This is a genomic window from Aliterella sp. E5.1 (assembly GCF_057473825.1).
In genome coordinates, this window is record NZ_JBYCCV010000019.1 from 31595 (window position 1) to 49449 (window position 17855).

Below are 17855 nucleotides of genomic sequence, written 5' to 3' on the forward strand. Positions count from 1 at the left end.
TTGAGTCCAAAGCATCGCTTGATAGCGCGAACTGATGAAAACTAGGAGCCTTCTAAATTTTTCACTCAAAAATGACGGTATAATCCCAAAAATCACCGTTTTTAGCAATTACGAAAGGGCAAAATCATCTCATATTTAATTTAATGATCCTAAGAGAGGTTTTACACTACCAAAAGGTAGAAATAAGATTAAGAGGAAATGTTAGGATTTTTAGGATAAGGGAGCGTTAAGGAATTCTTGTGATTGGATTTAACGTATTTATGCTTATTTATGACTGAGAATCGAGTTAAAGACAGTTTTATCAATACTTTTTTCTGCAGCAATTAAAAAATAGAGACGTTCCAATGAAACGTCTCTATAAGCAGGTATTTATTAGTTATTTAACTTGAATGTTTGGAAAAATGTTGTTTTACCACATCAAGGCGAGAACAATTCCAATAATCAATATGGGAAGCAATTAAGCCGTCAGCATTAAGCTTTAGTTCGCTCCAGCCAGGAATAGCAATCCGGGGTTTCCACGGGAGAGGAGTATTCCAACTCAAAACCCACTCCATTTTAATTGTGTCACCCACTCGGTTAATTGCCTGCAAGTCCATCTTTGGGGCAATAAAAAAAGTATTGATAAAGCCAATCATTGCCTTGTACTTTTTAATACCGCGAAATTTATTCAACGGATCTTGAAAAAACACATCTTGGGCATAAAGGCTAAAAGTCTGATTGACTGGAAATCTACGATAATCGTCCGTAAGTATTTCAACAATATCCATAAAAATCTATTTTTCTGCCCACATCCGCTCTAATTGCCGTCGCCAAGCGGTTAAAACTTGTTCGCGTGACTCTGCACTTTGTTCGAGGTCGCCTAATACTCCTTCTTCATAGAAACGATCTAGAGTTTGCAAAGTAGTGTCTAAAGATTGTCCTTGAAGCTTGGCGGTTTCGACAATTTGACCGATTCGGCTCTCAACTAGCTGATTAAATACACCTGTTAAACCTGTTTGATGCAAAGTTACTAATCGCGAGATCGCGGCGCTTAAATCACTTGGCTGCAAACTTTCGCGGTTATGCTGGTATATTCCCCATACTACGCCTTGATGCAACGCATAGCGCACTTCTTGAGTATCATCAAAATTAGATTCCAAAAATTGCTCTATAAATGGCTTGGCTACTTGGGCGGAGATGATTGGTAGCAAAATCCTTAGCCATGACTGATCTTCCGATAACAATACTAATAAGCGTAAATTGTCTTTTTCTATTTGCCACGAACCAGGTGCGATCGTTGTTACAGTTGTTTGATCGAACAGTTGTACTAACGTATTGGCGATTTCTTGAGGTGTCATAGGTTTAATTTATGGAGCTAGTTATCTGAAATTTATTTAGTGATGATTTATACGTCTTTTGCTGCCAAAAAACGATCAATAATTATTAATATTAATTAATATCCAAACAAGCTACTTGTATCGCTGGGTGGGTTTCTACTTAAAAAATTAGCAATTATTTTTGAATAACTACTACGCAAGTAGTAGCACAATAGTCACAAAAAATCCCTAATGCTTTATTAGGGATTTTTTATTTATCAAGGGTTAATTTTTAGCTTAGCCATTCTGGTACGGCTTCTTCCTTTGTATTGGTATGGCGCGATGGAGTTTCGCGATTGAACTTCATATGAATTGAGCGCGTTTGCTCTCCATCTACAGCTACCGCCATAATTGGGTAGTCAACTAAACCATCTTGGAAAGACATTTGATAGCGGAAAGTACCGTCGGGATTGAGCTTAATCGGACGACCGCCAATTGTAACTGTAGCATCCGGCTCCGTTGCCCCGTAGACAATCAACTCCGCATCCGCCACTAACCAAAACTGACGCGGACGAATTGGAGCCATAGAAGCACCAAAACCAATTCCAGACATTCCAGCGCCAGACATGGTTAAACCAGAGGCAGTAGGAACTGCCCACATACCTACGCCCGAAGGGAACACGTAAGAACTAATAGCTTGTTCGTGTATGGGAGCTTGCTGCATTGAACCAAAGAGCGAACCTGCGACTCTTTGAGCTTCCGCACCTTGAGCCATCCCAAAAATATCATCATAAATTGGGTTGCCATAAGCTCCGGGGGTAGCCGCTTGCTGACTAGCTATAGCGCTATCTGCCATGCGTTTAGCAGGGGTGACTAATTCAAGTACGGTCTTACCGCGCAAATCTTCTTCAAAATCAACAGTAACGAATTGATCTTCAATCCAATCGCTAGGATAAACAGGCGGAACGCGGACGGGAATAGAACGAGCTAAAACAAGCCAGCGACCATCACCACAACGATAGCCAATATCTACCACATAATCGCGATCGCTCACTGGAATTGGCAAGTACCATTCTCTTGCTAGTTCGTCGCTGGGGTATTCTTGAATGCTATGGGGGCTTTGGTATTCTAAGGTGATGTCGGTAACATCGTAAATCCGCAATGCTAATTGCTGTCCTCCTTGGCGACGCATTTCTTCTTTGCGCTCATTAGGAATATCCCAGTAAGTGTAAGCCCATTGGGGATCGCGGGGCATCAATACAATTCGGCTTTCACCGTAGCCAGCAGGTAAATCGGCAAGTCCTTCATCTATATCAGAAATAGAACCACCGATACGATCTTCAGTACCTAATTCAAATTTTGCTGCTTCCACGGCTTCTTGTGCCTCTAGGGGTTGAGATGAGATTACAGATTTTGGGCGCTGGACTTGTTGAATTGCCGCCAGCAGTTGCGATTTACGCATTCGGCTATAGCGAGAGATGCTACATTCACTTGCAACTTTGCGTAGTTGACGCAATGTCATCTCCTCTAAGGGGGGGCGTTCTTTTGCCATGATGTGTTCTCCGGTAGTTTGAGCGGTGAATCATTTTCTTTACGGGCAAAAACTCTGTTCAGTATGTCGCCATAAGTCTAGAACTAGGAGTTATGCAGTTGTTACACCTATTTGTTAAACAGTTACAGCTTTGCTATTTACTGTCTGGATTAATTCAAGTCTTATCCACCTGAATTTCCAGCAATTTTATAAAGATGTATTCTTTAGAGCTTGGGGATCGCTCTGTTATTCAATATTTAGCAGTAAATCTAGGCTGGGATCAAGGTTTATAGCAGTTAGTTTAAGCATATATACGCATTCATTACCCTTTTGGGGATCGTTATGTCATATTTTCATGACATATTTTTAGTTGACATTCAATTTGTTGCGATTTGATGACAAACTCTAAGAGCGTAAAAAAGGGTCAACCAGAGTAATTACTCTGGTTGACCCTTTTTATTAACGCTGAATGCGTGAATGTATCGACTATTGCTCAACTTGTTTGACTGAAAACCGATGTAGTGGCAAGCACAACACGCAAGCAAACGTTAAAAAGTAAGATAAAGCAGCAGTAATATTTACACTCATCAGGACAATTTCACCTTCTGGTAAACCAAGCTTTTGCAGCCCAACGCAAACGCAGTAAACCATCCAGTAAGTAAAAGTCATTCTAAATAAGATTTGTTCGCTTTCTTCTAACTCGTTTACTTTGTCAGACTTTGTATCTATTAGTAGTAAAAGACCAGTAATACAAGCACCGAAAGAAAAAATCATTAGCAGATTGTGCCAACCCAAGTTTAGGATTTGCATATAGCTTATTATCCCAAGATTTTTTATTTCAATCAGTCTAAAGGAATAGTGTATGGCGATACAAAAATAGTTACAAACTGCAATATTTTTTACAAAAACTTGCGATCGCACTTCTAACCAAATTTATCTAAAAAACTATGACTCAAAACTCCACATCTAGCGAACACAAACAGAAAGTAGCGGCAGGGTTTAATCTCGCATCGGTGGGCTACGATCGCCAAGCAGTGCGGTTTTTGGCTTTGACGGCGAGGAGGTTGGTAGCAATAACTACAATCAAAAATCAAGAAACTGTATTAGATGTCGCGACGGGGACAGGTGCTAGTGCGATCGCTCTTTCAACCCTTGTGGGTGAGAAAGGTAGAGTAGTTGGCATTGATATTGCTCCCGATATGCTGGAAGTTGCGCGGCAAAATACTACCAAAGCTGGTTTAGACAATATCGAGTTGCAATTAGGAGATGCGGAAAATCTCAGCTTTGAGGACAGCAGTTTTGATAGAGTAGTTTGTGCTTCAGGAATCTTCTTTTTACCCGATATGCTAGCGGGGTTGAAAGAATGGCGGCGCGTGACTAAACCCGGCGGTGTAGTGGCTTTTTCTAGTTTTGGGGAAACCTCTTTTAATCCGATGCGCGAAATGTATGCAAACCGAATTCAAAATAATTATGGCGTTGTATTGCCACCATCTAGAGGGTTTCCAAGGTTAAGTACTCCTCAAAAATGCCGAGATTTGATGCAGCAAGCAGGCTTGAGTATAGAAGATATTGAAATTCGCACTGAGCAACTAGGTTACTATCTCCGCAATGTAGACGAGTGGTGGGATATTGTCTGGCATACAGGCTTTCGTCATTCCGTGTCGCAAATTCAACCAGAAAAACTAGAACAGTTTAAAACAGAGCATTTAGCAGAAGTTGGGGAATTGGCGACAGATAAAGGAATTTGGTTAGATGTGCCAGCAATTTTTGCTTTAGGCAAGAAAGAAAGTCATCCTAGCCCACCTAGGGTTAAAACCCCAGGCTAATAGCTAAACTCAGCTTAAGCTGACTAATAAATCTTTTATAGAGGTCTATTGCCCAAGAACTAGCGTACCCGTAGACAAGACACTTTTGCAGGGGGTTTGGGGGGCAAACCCCCCATATCTTGGTTTTTCCTACTTATTACGCCGGATAGATCCGTAAGCGGCGATTGGGTTCATCACCAAAACTGTCAGATTTGAGGCGGTAGTGTTCAACAAGTTCGTGTTGCATTTTCCGCACTTTCGGAGAGCGGGGTAATAGCTCCACAGGTTGCCCTTTAGGAATAACAATTTGCTCTACTGCAAGCCTTGCTTCCTCCAAAGCATCCATTTCATCTTCGCTACCATTTTGGCTAAACAAGCTCATTTCTCGCTCGTCGCCAAGCCCTGGTTCATCCATATTTAGCAGCCGCCGCAAAGAGCGAGTAATTTGCGGGATGGTACTAGCTTTAATCATATGAATAGGCACTTGGCGAACTCTAGCAATATGACGCAACTTAGAATGACTCTTGACGTGCGATCGCAATGCTAAAATACCATCTGCCCCATCAATATCTTTTGTCAGCACTATCGGCAAATTCAGCACTTCAATTATTTGGTCTAATTGGCTGCGACTGACCCCGTAAGGGTAAATATGCAAAGGCAAATCTTCGCCATTTGGACCGGGACTTGGGCTATAACCAAAACGGTCAAAAGATTCCTCTAGTAAGCGGTCAAACTCTCCTTCCCCAGAAATGCGCTCTTTAGCCACTTGGGGCATCGGAACCATTTTACCTGTTTCTCTCCATCCAGGTGATCGCATTGTAGTCACATTTGACTCTAATATCTCCTCCCCACCTTGCCAAGAACTATTAGAACGTGCAGTTTTGACTACGGGTTGTTCTTGAGTAATTGTGACCTTATTATCTTCGCCAACTGTTCTGACTTGAGGCGTTGGCTGCTTTCCGCGCAACAAATTGTCTACGGTATCGGCTACGCTTTCGTGGATTACCCAGCGTTGGCGCTCTTGCATTTCTACCGCAATTTCAAACGTGGGCGGGGCTTTGCGCTCTAGAACAGTTTTTTGCGTCCGTCGCCTTCTTGCTTCCTCATCTCCCAGCGTTACCGCTTGAATACCGCCGACTAAATCGGACAAAGTAGGGTTTTTGATCAAATTCTCAATTTGGTTGCCGTGGGCTGTGCCAACTAGCTGTACGCCTCGTTCGGCAATGGTACGGGCTGCCATTGCTTCAAGTTCTGTACCAATTTCATCAATAACGATCGCTTCTGGCATATGGTTTTCCACGGCTTCAATCATTACTTGATGCTGAAGTTCGGGGCGCGCTACTTGCATTCGTCTAGCTCTACCGATTGCTGGGTGCGTAATATCGCCATCGCCAGCTATTTCATTGGAAGTATCGATAATGACTACACGCTTATTGAGTTCGTCAGCCAGGACGCGGGCAATTTCCCTTAGGGCGGTAGTTTTGCCTACCCCTGGACGACCAAGCATCAAAATTGATTGACCCGTACCTACAAGGTCGCGGATCATGTCAATTGTGCCAAAAACCGCTCGACCGACACGACAAGTCAAACCAATAATTTTCCCGGTGCGATTGCGGATAGCACTAATGCGGTGCAAAGTTCGCTCAATTCCCGCGCGATTATCGCCGCCAAAGTGTCCGACGCGCTCGATGCAATCATTCAACTGTGCTTGAGAAATTGGAATTTGAGATAAATATTCGGCTCGATTGGGAAAACGGGCTTCGGGGAGGCGACCCAAATCCATCACCACTTCAACTAAGCTATCGCGCAACTCGTGTTGCTCTAGGGCTTGTTGAATTTCTAGCGGCAAAATATCAATTAGTTTTTGGAGATCGTCTGTAATCTGCATTCTTTCTACAGTGACGTTATTAACGTAGAGCGATAGGGCAAAGGGAGCGGAAACTTTTAGCAAGCAATTGGTTTAAGCTGAGAGACTAGAGTTTGAGCCATATCTACAGCTTCCCAAAGTAATTGGGGTTCTTGTTCTAAGCCAACAGTTGGTACTTCATTGGTTTTATTTATTTGTAATTGTTCTAATCGTTCTAGTACGGGCGATAACAATACGCGGGCATAGCTACCATAGGCAACCCCAGAAATGCGACCCCCTCCTAAGTTACTGCCCAACATCCCTAGTTTTTGCAACTTTGGGACAGTATAGCTATTAGTTCCTCCGGCTAACTGCACGTAGCCGGGTAAATTAGCAGCTAAAACTTTCTGAGCTAGTTTTACCGCCGCAATTGTTGTACCATCCCCAATATCGCCACTCATTGGTCGCCCGTCGGTTTGCCAAATTAACGCACTCTCTAAGGGTGAAATTAGTTCGTATATACTCCATAAATAGTCAATTAAGCCCTCCCCGTCAGGACAACTAATTGCTACTAATTTCAGCTTACTTACCCAAGGCTTGACGCTACGCCACAAATTGGCAAATTCCGAGTATTGACCTACTTGGGTATGAATTTCAACGGCATCAACTCCTTGAGATAATACTACGCTTGCGAAGTCGCCTGTTGGAACTACATAAGAGTGAGTTCTAATTAATTGACTGGGGCAAATTGGCAAACATCGCCCGCAACCATAACAATTAGGCTCTAATACCCCAGAAAAGTCATCTTCTAAGCGTTCAAATACAATTGCTTGCGCCGGACAAATGGGTTCGCAAGGACGCGGACACTCTGGAGGACAAGCTAAGGGGTCAAAGGCGGCTTTGCGAAAATGCGGATCTTCAGAGGCATTCAAACTTACCATCAACCAAGGTAACTGTTTAATCCCGTAGCCCCGATTTTGTGCTGCGCTTTTCAGAGAAAGTGCTACTTGTAGCGCTGCTTTGGCTGCGGTAATTACCGCCGCATCGGCGGAAACATCAATACAATCTACACCCGAAAGAGCATAAGCTAAAGTTAAATTTCTTACCGAGGGTAGATATTGAAAACTAGCCCCGCAAATCAGCTTGAGCCAGTTACCTTGTTGTAGAGAGCGTAAGGGATAGTACGAATTAGTCACCTCTATATGCTAGTGTGCTTAGGAAAAAAATAGCAGCGATTTTCAGCAAAGTTTGGAGATTTTTTTTGCTCAATCATCCAACCCTTGCTAGATAAACAGCATTTATGCGATCGCATTTTTATTCGCTGCGCCTAAAATTCCTTGTATTTAAAACTTAGCTGGCTACAAAAGTTAGTAAAAAATATAACAGCCTACTGAGGTTTTAGGATATTAAGCGATCGCTTTACTTTATTGATTGCTTGCGCATAATTGAGGCGCACACTTATGCTCTATTAAACATTTTTCTATTTACAAAATTATATAAACAAAGTTACTTGGTTCTGACCTTAGAGGGAGTTAGAGCAAAGAGGCAGCAGTACATATAGTAAATGGGACTACAAATAAGTAGCCAAAAAGTAGTTAGTAATTGACGTTTGTAAATAATGCAAGTTTTACGAATGCCGGATGCTTGGTACGCAAATTGTTTTGCCACAAAAACTAATTACTTTAATTTAACAAACAAGGAAACCTATGAATTTAAGTACAATTATTCCGTTATATAGCGAACAGTTAGGAGTAGCCAAAGTTGCCGAAGTGCAAGTAAGCGCAATACCCCAGACCGTAGCTTTATTTTCAGCACCGCAATTTTTAGTAGCATTGATTGCTGGTGTTTTGATGGCTTTTGCCTTCCAATTATTATTAACAAACTTCTCCGTTGCCTTTGGCATTTCATCTTTAGGAGGCTCGTCTAATTCCGATGAATCAGAAAGCTTAGGTAGCACTATTCGCAAAATAGAAACGGCGGTAGGTCTTTGGACTTTAATCACTGTTAGTATTGCCTTATTTATTGCTTGTTTTTTGGCAGTAAAACTGAGCTTAGTTAGTAGTGCAGTTTTAGGAGCAATTACAGCAGTAGTTATTTGGTCTACTTACTTTTCGCTGCTAGTGTGGGTAGGTTCAACTACGGTAGGTTCCTTAATTGGTTCTGTTGTTAGCACTGCCACATCAGGCTTTCAAGGATTGATGGGAACTGCCGCTACAGCTATGGGTGCAAGCGCCGCCTCATCGCAAGTAGTCTCGACAGCCGAAGCCGTTACCGCCGCAGTGCGCCGTGAATTGACTTCGGGAATTGACCCCAACAGCATCCGCGATACTTTGCAAAGTTCTTTAAGCAATCTGCAATTACCTAAGTTAGATGTAGAGGAAATTCGCAGCCAATTTGAGAAGATACTTAGTAGCTCAGATTTGCAAAGCCTAGCAGGAAACGAAGGCTTAAATATTGACCGTCAAACTTTGGTAGATCTCGTTAGCAGCCGTACAGACTTTTCTAAGCAAGACATCAATCGAGTTGTAGATCAACTAGAAGGTGCGTGGAAAAATGTAGTTGGTCAGCCACAACAAGACGCGCAAAAGCAGATTCAGAACTTTTTACAATCTGCGACTCCTGACGAATTGCGAAGTCAAGATTTAGGCGAACAACTCCAGAAGTTAGTCGCTAGTAATCAAAGTAACGGACAAAAAAACGGCGGGATGATGAGCCAAGCTATGCAACTTGGTGTTAGCACATTGCTAGGAACAGTCTTGAAAAGAACAGACTTGTCCGATTTAGATATAGAAAAAATTTCTAGTCAATTGCAGCAATTGGCAGGTAAAGCAACAGAACAAGCCAGTAAAGTTGGCACTGCTGTAGCTGAAAAAGCACCTGCATTAGGTTTCAACACTATCAAAGCCGATGTCGATAACTACTTGCAAAGTTCTTATGCTTGGCACTTAAACCGCGAGACAATCAAAAGTGAATTTAAAGATGTCATTTACGACCCCGAAGCCGATCCAGCAACAGTAAAAAGACACTTGGAGCAAATAGATAAGGAGTATTTTACTCAACAATTAACTGCTCGTGGCGACTTGCTACCAGCAAAAATTGAAGAAGTAGCCGAACAACTAGAGAGCATTCGCACCGAAGTTTTGGCTAGTCTGCAAGATGCGCCTCAAGGCGAAACAAAAGATATCCGCGCATCGGTGGAAGATTATCTCAGCAAAACAGGTAAAGAAGAACTAAATCCTGAAGGGATTAAACAGAACTTCCAGAAACTATTAGAAGATCCGCAAGCCGGGTTTGAGGCGCTACGGGACAGATTATCGCAATTTGACCGCGATACCTTTGTCCAACTTCTTAGCAAGCGTCAAGATATTAGCACCGAGGAAGCAGAAGGGATAGTTAGCCAGCTAGAAAACTCCCGCGATAGTGTTATCAATCGAGCTAGAGAAGTTCAAGAACAAGCTAAAGCCAAAGCTACCGAGTTACGGACTAAAGTTGAAGAATATCTCCGCAATACCAACAAAGAAGAACTAAATCCTGAAGGTATTAAGCGCGATTTTCAAACCCTTTTTGCCGATCCGCAAGCTGGACTTAGCGTACTAAGAGAAAGATTATCGCAATTTGACCGCGATACTTTGGTACAACTTCTCAACCAGCGTCAAGATTTGAGCGAGGAGCAAATTAACCAAACTCTCGATCAAATAGAATCAGTACGCAGTAACATTTTGCAAGCGCCGCAGAAACTAGCCGGAATTGCTCAAGAACAGTACGAACAAACTACAAGTAAAATTGCTGAGTATCTTCGCAATACAAACTTAGAAGAACTCGATCCTGAAGGAATTAAGCGAGATTTGAGTAAATTGCTTGAAGATCCAAAACTTGGATCTTCTGCACTACGGGAAAGATTATCACACGTAGACCGAGAAACCTTAGTAAAACTCCTTGGTCAACGCCAAGACTTGAGCGAGGAGCAAGTTAATAGAGCAATCGATCGATTGCAAGCCGGAATCAACAGCATTGTCAAAGCGCCGCGTCGGTTGGCAAGTCGTGCCACGCAGCAAGTTGTCGATTTTGAGGCTAATCTCGAAAGCTATTTGCGAAATACTAACAAAGACGAACTAAACCCAGACGGAATAAAGCGCGATTTGCAACTACTGCTCAACGATCCGCGATCTGGTTTGGGAAATATAGGCGATCGCTTTTCTAAGTTCGATCGTTCTACCCTAGTATCATTACTATCCCAACGGGAAGATATTAGCGAAGAAGAAGCAAACCGCATCGCCGACCAAGTAGAATCAGTCCGCAACTCCCTTGTGGAACAAGCGCAAAAAATCCAGCAAACTGTTACTTCTGCCATTGAGGGAGTGTTTGGAAAGCTCCGCAATTACCTAAATTCCTTAGAACGTCCAGAGCTAAACTATGAAGGTTTGCAGCAAGATTTCAGCAAAGTATTTGACGATCCACAAGCCGGATTTAGCGCCTTGCGTGAAAGATTGTCGCAATTTGACCGCGATACCTTAGTAGCCCTTCTTAGTTCTCGCGAAGACATCTCCGAAGCCGATGCAAACCGCATCATCGCTCAAGTGGAAGGAACTAGAGACAAAGTATTGCAACAAGGCGAACGCATTCAAAAAGAAACTCAAAGACGCTTAGACGCAATCAAACAGCAAGCGCAAAAGCAAGCTGCCGAAACTAAAAAAGCAGCTTCTGGTGCAGCTTGGTGGTTATTTAGTACCGCACTGACATCTTTAGTTGCAAGTGCGATCGCAGGAATCCTAGCCGTAAGAAATATTATTGGCTAAAACTCTTAGTTAAAAACTTCAAAGCCTCCCTAACCGGAGGCTTTTTTTGTAGCAAATCATCCTAGCCCACCTAGGGTTAAAACCCGCTTGCTAATAGCTAAAGTCGGCTTAAGCCGACTAACAAATCTTTTGCACATAGGTCTATTCTAGAACTATGGATGATTCTCGCCAAAGTGCTTTTATAGCTCTAAGTGCCGTACACAAAGGAGCTTATGCTGATGTCGCCTTAGAGCGGATATTAAGTAAAAATGACCTTTCCCCAAACGATCGCCGTTTAGCTACTGAACTTGTTTACGGTAGCGTCCGCCAAATGCGATCGCTTGATACCCTCATTGACCAATTAGCCAGCAAAAAAGCCGATAAACAACCCCCACTTTTGCGCCCTATTTTGCATTTAGGCTTGTACCAACTGCGATATTTGAGCCATATTCCCCCCTCGGCGGCGGTTAATACTACTGTAGAACTTGCTAAAAAAAACGGGCTTACAGGACTTACAGGCTTTGTCAATGGTTTATTGCGCCAATACCTCCGGATCAACGATACTGGAATCGATCCGCTTAAGTTACCAGAAAACCCTGTAGAACGATTAGGCATTCTGCATAGTTACCCCAACTGGATAATTGAAGTTTGGTTAGAGCAATTTGGCACCGCAGCTACAGAACAACTTTGCCAGTGGCTAAACCAACCACCCAAGCTCGACTTACGAATAAATCCGCTTCTTAGTTCTATTGAAAAAGTTGAAACCGCCTTTCAATCGGCGGGTATAGATGTAAGCCGCGTTTCTCACGTACCTCAAGCGGTGAGAATAAATGGGAGTACCGGAGCAATTCAAAACTTACCAGGTTTTAACGATGGTTGGTGGACGGTGCAAGATAGTAGCGCTCAATTAGTTAGCCATTTACTTGCTCCTCAAGCTGGGGAAATTATTATCGATGCGTGTGCAGCACCAGGGGGAAAAACTACCCACATTGCTGAATTAATGGGTGATATTGGCACAATTTGGGCGTGCGATCACACGGCTTCCCGATTGCGAAAACTCCAACAAAATACCAAACGCCTGCAATTAAACTCAATTAGAGTACAGGTAGGAGATAGCCGCAATCTTAGCCAGTTTATAGATAAATGCGATCGCCTGTTACTAGATGTCCCTTGTTCGGGTTTGGGAACTTTAAACCGTCACGCCGATGCGCGTTGGCGACAAACTCCTGAAAGTATCCAAGAACTTTCATTGCTGCAATCACAGCTAATTTCTCAAGCAGCTTTATTTGTCAAGCCAGGCGGCGTAATGGTTTATGCTACTTGCACACTGCATCCCCAAGAAAACGAAAGTATAATTGAGAATTTTCTTTCGCATAATCCCAATTGGCTAATTGAACTGCCACAGACTGATTCGCCTTGTTTTACCTTTGCAAAACCCGCAGGTTGGATTAAAGTTTTACCATATCAAGATTTAATGGATGGCTTTTTTATGGTGCGACTGAAAAAAAGCCTATAAAACCCTAACTATTAGAGAAAAACAATGTTAAATAAGGAAAATAATGTCAAACAGCTAGTCAAAATCTTAATTGGAGTTGCTTGGCTTGACGGCAAAATTCAGCCAGAAGAACGCACCTACTTAAACCAAATAGCTCAAGAAAAAGGTGTAGCACAAGAGCCAGAAATTTATCCCTTACTACACGAATTACGGGAAGTGAAGCCCACCGAATGTTACCAATGGGTAAGAGATTATTTAGGCAACTCTCCGAGTCTCGTAGATTACCAAAACCTACTTGAAGCTATTAGCGGGTTAATTTATAGCGACAGCGATGTAGATACGGAAGAAGCAAAATTATTGACCGAGTTGCAGTCTTTAGATCCAGAAAATAATACACCTCAACCCGCTCATAATGCAGTAATGAAAGAAATTCAAAAACTTTACCGTCGTTGGGTTGAGGGTCAAAAATAAAAAGTATGTGACTTATTTAAACCTTTGGTTCGCCGATACCGGGGGTTTCTTCTTTTTTCACTTCTGGAACAACATCAGGACGCTCTTTGTCTTCCCAACCTACTGGACGCTTAGAGTTGTACCAAGCAACAGAGCCAATCGATACTGCCGCAATAAATCCAACTACATATACTAAAGTGAAGGAAACTGGAAAATGAGGACCATTTTCGGCGGCTTGGGCTGCGGTTTGCATTAATATATTCATTTTATGCTCCTCTTACTATGCAATTACTGATTTTAAGAGCATACAAAAATCTGTGTTATTTTGCTATCTCCCCCAAGGGTGAAGGAAATAGTTGTGAACTTATCTTAACCATCGCTACCAAAGCCAGGAGCCGGGTTAGTAGGGGATGCAGCCGGAGGTGGGTTGTTAGAAGGACGCTCCACTGGTCTTAGCCGCTCTCGCCAAGACCTTGTGGGTGCAACTTGGGGAGTAGACCTTTCAGGAGCCTGTGGCGGCTGGGTTTGAGGACGCACTGGTGGTGCGGCGGATTCTTGGCGCTTACGCAATCTTCTAGTCGGGCGATCGCTTCTGTAGCGCCGATTACGCCTTTGAGTTGTAGTTTCTGGATTTTGCCCATTGTAACGTCGATTGCGATCGCGTCTTCTTTGACGATTAGATTCAGGAAGTGCTTGTAAATTGTTTTGTTTGCTCTCGTTTAGCCGTTTGCCAGGAATGCGCCTAGAAATCACTCGTTTAGGCTTGAGTGGCTGCGCCTTAATACTGCCTTTGCGCCCTTCTAACTTCGGTCTTGAGGGAAATTCTACTACAGGCATTTTTTCCACGGCTTGAGCCATAAATTGATGCCAAGTGTAAGCCGCCGTACTACTGCTACCTCTGGTAGGTTCGTTATTATCATTACCCAACCATACCCCCGTCACTACTTGGGGAATATAGCCAATAAACCACAAATCGCGGGCTTCATCGGAAGTGCCAGTTTTACCCGCAACCTGTCGATTTAACTGAGCAGCGCGACCTGTACCCGACTGGACTACACTTTTGAGCATCCAGGTCATAATTGAGGCGCTACCAGGGTCTAGCACTCGTTTAGGTTTGTATTTTGAGGTATAAATCACCTCGCCACTGCGATTTAATATCCGGCGAATTCCGTGAGTTTCGATGTGCGTACCTTGGGTTGCCAAAGTACCGTAAGCGCTGGTTAGTTCGAGTAAATTTACTTCGTTAGAACCTAAAGCTAGAGAATAAGTAGGCTTTAGTTCAGATTTGATGCCCATATTGTGGGCAAGTTTGATTGTTGGCTCAAAGCCGACATCAATTAAAACCTTAACAGCGATTGTGTTGATGGAGGAAATCAGGGCGCTACTTGCAGTCATCCAACCCCGGTAACTGCGATCGTAGTTCAAAGGTTCGTAGCCTTCAACTATATAAGGCGCGTCGATGTAAGATTTGTAAGGCGACATTCCCGATGCGATCGCGGCGGCGTATACAAAGCCCTTAAAAGTAGACCCTGGCTGGCGTTGAGCTTGAGTTACGCGGTTAAACTGATTGACTTGAAAATTTTTGCCCCCTACCATTGCCTTAATTTCGCCATTGCGGGGGTCAATACTAACTAACGACGCTTCCTCAAAATGTTGCCCTCTACCATTTTGAGCCACGGTATTTTTTACTGCCGTTTCTGCGGCTTTTTGCCACTTGGGGTTTAGGGTAGTTTCAATGGTTAAGCCCCCAGCTTCGATTCGTTCGGGGGAAATATATTTTGGTAATTCTTGCTGGATATAAGTAGTAAAGTAAGGTGCTTCTACTTGGAGACGTTTGGGCAAACTAGGTTTGAGGGTAGTGAGGGCGTTAGTTGCTGCCTTGGCTGCTTGAATTGTAATTACTCCATCTTCCTGCATCCTCTGCAATACCAAATTGCGCCGTCGCCTTGCAGCCGTTGGATTAACTACTGGCGAATAAAGGCTAGGTGCGGGGGCAAGTCCAGCTATGGTCGCCATCTCGGCTAAGGTTAGTTTATCTACAGGTTTACTAAAGTATACCCAAGACGCATCGGCAACACCGTAAGCACCCGATCCTAAATACACTAAGTTTAAGTAACGCTCTAAAATTTGCTCTTTGTTGAGTTTTTGTTCAATTTTTTGAGATAAGCTGATTTCTTTAAACTTGCGCCCTAACGTGCGTTCTTGATTTAAAAATAAAATTCGCGCCAACTGCTGCGTAATCGTGCTGCCACCTTCTCCCAAATTACGTGATCGCAGATTATTTACAAAGGCTCTCACGATGCCTTGATAATCTACACCATGATGCTGATAAAATCGGCGATCTTCCGAGGCAATAAAAGCTTGTACCAGTGGCTTGGGGATTTTGCTGAGTTTTAACTGTTCTCTAGTCGCTGGTCCTCTTTGTTGCAAAATACTACCGTCGCCTGCTTTGATGGTGAGAGTATCATCGCGGATAAAAGTGTATAGTTCCGTCGCTTTTGGCAAACTACGTTCTATACTCAGCCAAAAAACTGTCAAAGCAACAGTGCCACCACCAGCTAAAAGCAATAGCCAAAACCAATAGTAACGGTATGGGGGCTTGCCTCCAGGAATTTTGGCAGCAGCGAATTTGGGCAAGCTTTTGATTTGCTCTACTAGAGTTCGCTTCTCGGCGGTTGGCTTTTCCCCTGGCGTAGAGTCACGGACTTTAGTTGTTCGCTCTTTGAGCCAAGGAATTAATTTGGACACTTTTATTTAGTTCCTCAATAACGCTACTGACCAACAATTGTTTTGTTTATTCTACTTGGTTGGGATCGCTACTAATAAACGGGAATTATAAATTTTTAGCTTAAAGTTAGAGCAAATTATAAAATAATAGATTTTAAATGGAGTAAGGGCAGAGCTTTGCAGATTCGTGAAACCCAAAAATGCGCGATCGCTCTTGGCAGTAATTTAGGTGATTCTCCAGGTATTTTAGCTGCAGCATTGCAAGTATTAGGCGCAATGCCAGGCATTGCGATGCAAAAAGTCTCTAGTTGGTATCGAACAAAGCCCGTAGGCGGAATCCCTCAACCAGATTACCTCAATGGTTGTGCCTTGCTGCAAGTAATGATACCACCCCAGCAATTGCTCAAAACTTTACTTGCCACCGAAGCTAAGTTTGGACGAGTGCGGAGAGAAAGATGGGGAGCAAGATCCATCGATCTCGATTTATTGCTCTACGACGAGCTAATTTTAGATACGCCTCAACTGCAATTACCTCATCCGCGCATGAACGAACGCGCTTTTGTCCTCGTGCCTTTAGCAGAAATTGCCCCTAACTGGATTGAACCAGTTTCCGGAAACGCGATCGCGCAACTGGTGCAAGCGGTAGACTGTTCAGGAGTTATCAAAATTTAACTATATGGCAATCGGCAACGAACCCCCCCAATTACTCAAGCAACGCCTGCATTACCGAGGGCGCAAATTTGATTTTGAAGTCAATCGTCTGCGTCTACCCAACGAAGTTGAAGGCGAATGGGAATGTATCAGGCATCCAGGGGGCGCTTTAGCCGTGCCAGTAACTCCTGAAGGCAAGCTTGTTTTAGTGCGCCAATATCGCTTTGCGGTACAAGGCAGATTATTAGAGTTTCCGGCGGGAACTGTAGAACTAAACGAGTCCCCCGCCGAGACAATCCGGCGCGAAATTGAGGAAGAAACAGGCTATCGCGCTCATAAATGGCAAAAACTCGGTGAATTTTTTTTAGCGCCGGGTTACTCTGATGAAATTATTTACGCTTTTCTCGCCCAAGAATTGGAAGTTTTAGACAAACCGCCCGTACAAGATGACGACGAAGACATTGAAACAGTTTTACTAACTCCCCAGGAATTAGAACAAGCTATTTTAGAAGGTGAGCCTGTAGATGCCAAATCTATTTCTAGCTTTCTTTTAGCTAAACCGTTTTTAAATTAGTTATGAACGCCTCAACACAAACGGCTACTCAAATCCTCTCTCTAGAAAATGGCGATCGCTTGTCGCGAATTGAATTTGAGCGACGCTATACAGCGATGCCAAAAGTAAAGAAAGCTGAACTAATTGAGGGAGTAGTATACATAGGATCGCCAGTAAGAGCTAGAAGTCATGGTCAGCCTCACGCGGCAATTATGGCGCTGTTGTCAGCTTATTGGATTGCCACGCCAGGAGTAGATATTGGTGACAATAGCACCGTGCGCCTAGATTTAGACAACGAACCCCAGCCGGATGCTCTACTAAGAATCGATTCAGGAGGGCGAAGTATTGTTAGCGATGATGATTATCTGGAAGGTGCGCCGGAATTAATTGTAGAAATCGCTGCTAGTAGCGCCGCTTACGATTTGTACGATAAAAAACAGGTATATCGCCGTAATGGCGTTCAAGAGTACGTTGTCTGGCAGGTTTTCGATCGCAAACTTGACTGGTTTAGCCTCCAAGCAGGTGAATATGTGCTTTTACAGCCCGATGACAATGGAGTAGTGCGAAGTCTTGTTTTTCCTGGTTTGTGGTTAGCTCTACCCCTACTACTGGCGGGAGAAATGGTAAACGCGATCGCAGTTTTACAGTTAGGATTAAATTCCCCCGAACACGGTCAATTTATCGAGCTTTTGTCCAATCGTTTATCTTAAAATATTAGTACAATTGT

At 43.3% G+C, this 17855-nt stretch carries 15 protein-coding genes; 7 read left to right on the plus strand and 8 right to left on the minus strand.

Features of this window, described 5'->3' with window-relative positions:
* Positions 1 to 380: 380 nt before the first annotated feature.
* The 4 genes from AC2VE5_RS09455 to AC2VE5_RS09470 all read right to left on the minus strand — a co-directional run bounded on the left by AC2VE5_RS09455 (position 381) and on the right by AC2VE5_RS09470 (position 3636).
* Positions 381 to 767, minus strand: a complete 387-nt coding sequence (locus tag AC2VE5_RS09455) for a C6orf136 family protein (RefSeq protein WP_486887500.1) — start codon at positions 765 to 767, stop codon at positions 381 to 383.
* 6 nt (positions 768 to 773) lie between these two features.
* The gene (locus AC2VE5_RS09460) at positions 774 to 1337 is read right to left on the minus strand and encodes a hypothetical protein (protein ID WP_486887501.1); all 564 of its coding nucleotides are present in this window, start codon (positions 1335 to 1337) and stop codon (positions 774 to 776) included.
* Positions 1338 to 1587: 250 nt separating this feature from the next.
* Complete coding sequence (locus AC2VE5_RS09465) at positions 1588 to 2847, minus strand: DUF4912 domain-containing protein (RefSeq protein ID WP_486887502.1); 1260 nt, start codon at positions 2845 to 2847, stop codon at positions 1588 to 1590.
* Between the two features lie 465 nt (positions 2848 to 3312).
* Positions 3313 to 3636 (minus strand): hypothetical protein, encoded by a 324-nt coding sequence (locus AC2VE5_RS09470; RefSeq protein WP_486887503.1) that lies wholly within the window; start codon positions 3634 to 3636, stop codon positions 3313 to 3315.
* 137 nt (positions 3637 to 3773) lie between these two features.
* Here AC2VE5_RS09470 and AC2VE5_RS09475 point away from each other — a divergent pair, with 137 nt between their 5' ends.
* Positions 3774 to 4652, plus strand: coding sequence for a class I SAM-dependent methyltransferase (locus AC2VE5_RS09475; RefSeq protein WP_486887504.1), 879 nt, complete (start codon positions 3774 to 3776; stop codon positions 4650 to 4652).
* Positions 4653 to 4788: 136 nt separating this feature from the next.
* Here AC2VE5_RS09475 and AC2VE5_RS09480 read toward each other — a convergent pair whose 3' ends face one another.
* Entirely contained in the window at positions 4789 to 6519 is a 1731-nt protein-coding gene (locus tag AC2VE5_RS09480) for a R3H domain-containing nucleic acid-binding protein (RefSeq protein WP_486887534.1), read from the minus strand.
* A 56-nt stretch (positions 6520 to 6575) separates the two neighbouring features.
* Positions 6576 to 7673, minus strand: coding sequence for a circadian clock protein LdpA (gene ldpA, locus AC2VE5_RS09485; RefSeq protein ID WP_486887505.1), 1098 nt, complete (start codon positions 7671 to 7673; stop codon positions 6576 to 6578).
* A 510-nt stretch (positions 7674 to 8183) separates the two neighbouring features.
* Here ldpA and AC2VE5_RS09490 point away from each other — a divergent pair.
* The 3 genes from AC2VE5_RS09490 (at position 8184) to AC2VE5_RS09500 (ending at position 13218) form a co-directional block, all read left to right on the plus strand.
* On the plus strand, positions 8184 to 11273 hold the full coding sequence (locus AC2VE5_RS09490; RefSeq protein ID WP_486887506.1) for an MFS transporter: 3090 nt from the start codon (positions 8184 to 8186) through the stop codon (positions 11271 to 11273).
* A 154-nt stretch (positions 11274 to 11427) separates the two neighbouring features.
* Positions 11428 to 12768 carry a 16S rRNA (cytosine(967)-C(5))-methyltransferase gene (locus AC2VE5_RS09495; RefSeq protein WP_486887507.1) on the plus strand — a complete coding sequence of 447 codons (1341 nt, stop codon included), beginning with the start codon at positions 11428 to 11430 and terminating at the stop codon, positions 12766 to 12768.
* Positions 12769 to 12792: 24 nt separating this feature from the next.
* A complete protein-coding gene (locus AC2VE5_RS09500; RefSeq protein WP_486887508.1) occupies positions 12793 to 13218 on the plus strand; it encodes a tellurite resistance TerB family protein in 426 nt (141 codons plus the stop codon).
* Between the two features lie 16 nt (positions 13219 to 13234).
* On the opposite strand, the gene psb35 is transcribed toward AC2VE5_RS09500, so the two are convergent.
* Both psb35 and AC2VE5_RS09510 read right to left on the minus strand, forming a co-directional pair.
* On the minus strand, positions 13235 to 13462 hold the full coding sequence (gene psb35 / locus AC2VE5_RS09505) for a photosystem II assembly protein Psb35 (RefSeq protein WP_486887509.1): 228 nt from the start codon (positions 13460 to 13462) through the stop codon (positions 13235 to 13237).
* Positions 13463 to 13566: 104 nt separating this feature from the next.
* Positions 13567 to 15945 (minus strand): transglycosylase domain-containing protein, encoded by a 2379-nt coding sequence (locus AC2VE5_RS09510; protein WP_486887510.1) that lies wholly within the window; start codon positions 15943 to 15945, stop codon positions 13567 to 13569.
* Positions 15946 to 16101: 156 nt separating this feature from the next.
* Here AC2VE5_RS09510 and folK point away from each other — a divergent pair, with 156 nt between their 5' ends.
* From folK to AC2VE5_RS09525, 3 genes are read left to right on the plus strand one after another with little or no spacing between them, the layout of a single operon-like run.
* Positions 16102 to 16596 (plus strand): 2-amino-4-hydroxy-6-hydroxymethyldihydropteridine diphosphokinase, encoded by a 495-nt coding sequence (gene folK / locus AC2VE5_RS09515; RefSeq protein ID WP_486887511.1) that lies wholly within the window; start codon positions 16102 to 16104, stop codon positions 16594 to 16596.
* Between the two features lie 4 nt (positions 16597 to 16600).
* On the plus strand, positions 16601 to 17149 hold the full coding sequence (locus AC2VE5_RS09520) for an NUDIX hydrolase (RefSeq protein ID WP_486887512.1): 549 nt from the start codon (positions 16601 to 16603) through the stop codon (positions 17147 to 17149).
* Between the two features lie 2 nt (positions 17150 to 17151).
* Entirely contained in the window at positions 17152 to 17838 is a 687-nt protein-coding gene (locus tag AC2VE5_RS09525) for a Uma2 family endonuclease (RefSeq protein ID WP_486887513.1), read from the plus strand.
* The last annotated feature ends 17 nt before the right edge of the window (positions 17839 to 17855 follow it).

Excerpts from the sequence above, each read along its gene's own strand:
- AC2VE5_RS09455 (WP_486887500.1), bottom strand. The coding sequence starts at position 767 with ATGGATATTGTTGAAATACTTACGGACGATTATCGTAGATTTCCAGTC.
- AC2VE5_RS09460 (WP_486887501.1), bottom strand. The coding sequence starts at position 1,337 with ATGACACCTCAAGAAATCGCCAATACGTTAGTACAACTGTTCGATCAA.
- AC2VE5_RS09465 (WP_486887502.1), bottom strand. The coding sequence starts at position 2,847 with ATGGCAAAAGAACGCCCCCCCTTAGAGGAGATGACATTGCGTCAACTA.
- AC2VE5_RS09470 (WP_486887503.1), bottom strand. The coding sequence starts at position 3,636 with ATGCAAATCCTAAACTTGGGTTGGCACAATCTGCTAATGATTTTTTCT.
- AC2VE5_RS09475 (WP_486887504.1), top strand. The coding sequence starts at position 3,774 with ATGACTCAAAACTCCACATCTAGCGAACACAAACAGAAAGTAGCGGCA.
- AC2VE5_RS09480 (WP_486887534.1), bottom strand. The coding sequence starts at position 6,519 with ATGCAGATTACAGACGATCTCCAAAAACTAATTGATATTTTGCCGCTA.
- AC2VE5_RS09490 (WP_486887506.1), top strand. The coding sequence starts at position 8,184 with ATGAATTTAAGTACAATTATTCCGTTATATAGCGAACAGTTAGGAGTA.
- AC2VE5_RS09495 (WP_486887507.1), top strand. The coding sequence starts at position 11,428 with ATGGATGATTCTCGCCAAAGTGCTTTTATAGCTCTAAGTGCCGTACAC.
- AC2VE5_RS09500 (WP_486887508.1), top strand. The coding sequence starts at position 12,793 with ATGTTAAATAAGGAAAATAATGTCAAACAGCTAGTCAAAATCTTAATT.
- psb35 (WP_486887509.1), bottom strand. The coding sequence starts at position 13,462 with ATGAATATATTAATGCAAACCGCAGCCCAAGCCGCCGAAAATGGTCCT.
- AC2VE5_RS09520 (WP_486887512.1), top strand. The coding sequence starts at position 16,601 with ATGGCAATCGGCAACGAACCCCCCCAATTACTCAAGCAACGCCTGCAT.
- AC2VE5_RS09525 (WP_486887513.1), top strand. The coding sequence starts at position 17,152 with ATGAACGCCTCAACACAAACGGCTACTCAAATCCTCTCTCTAGAAAAT.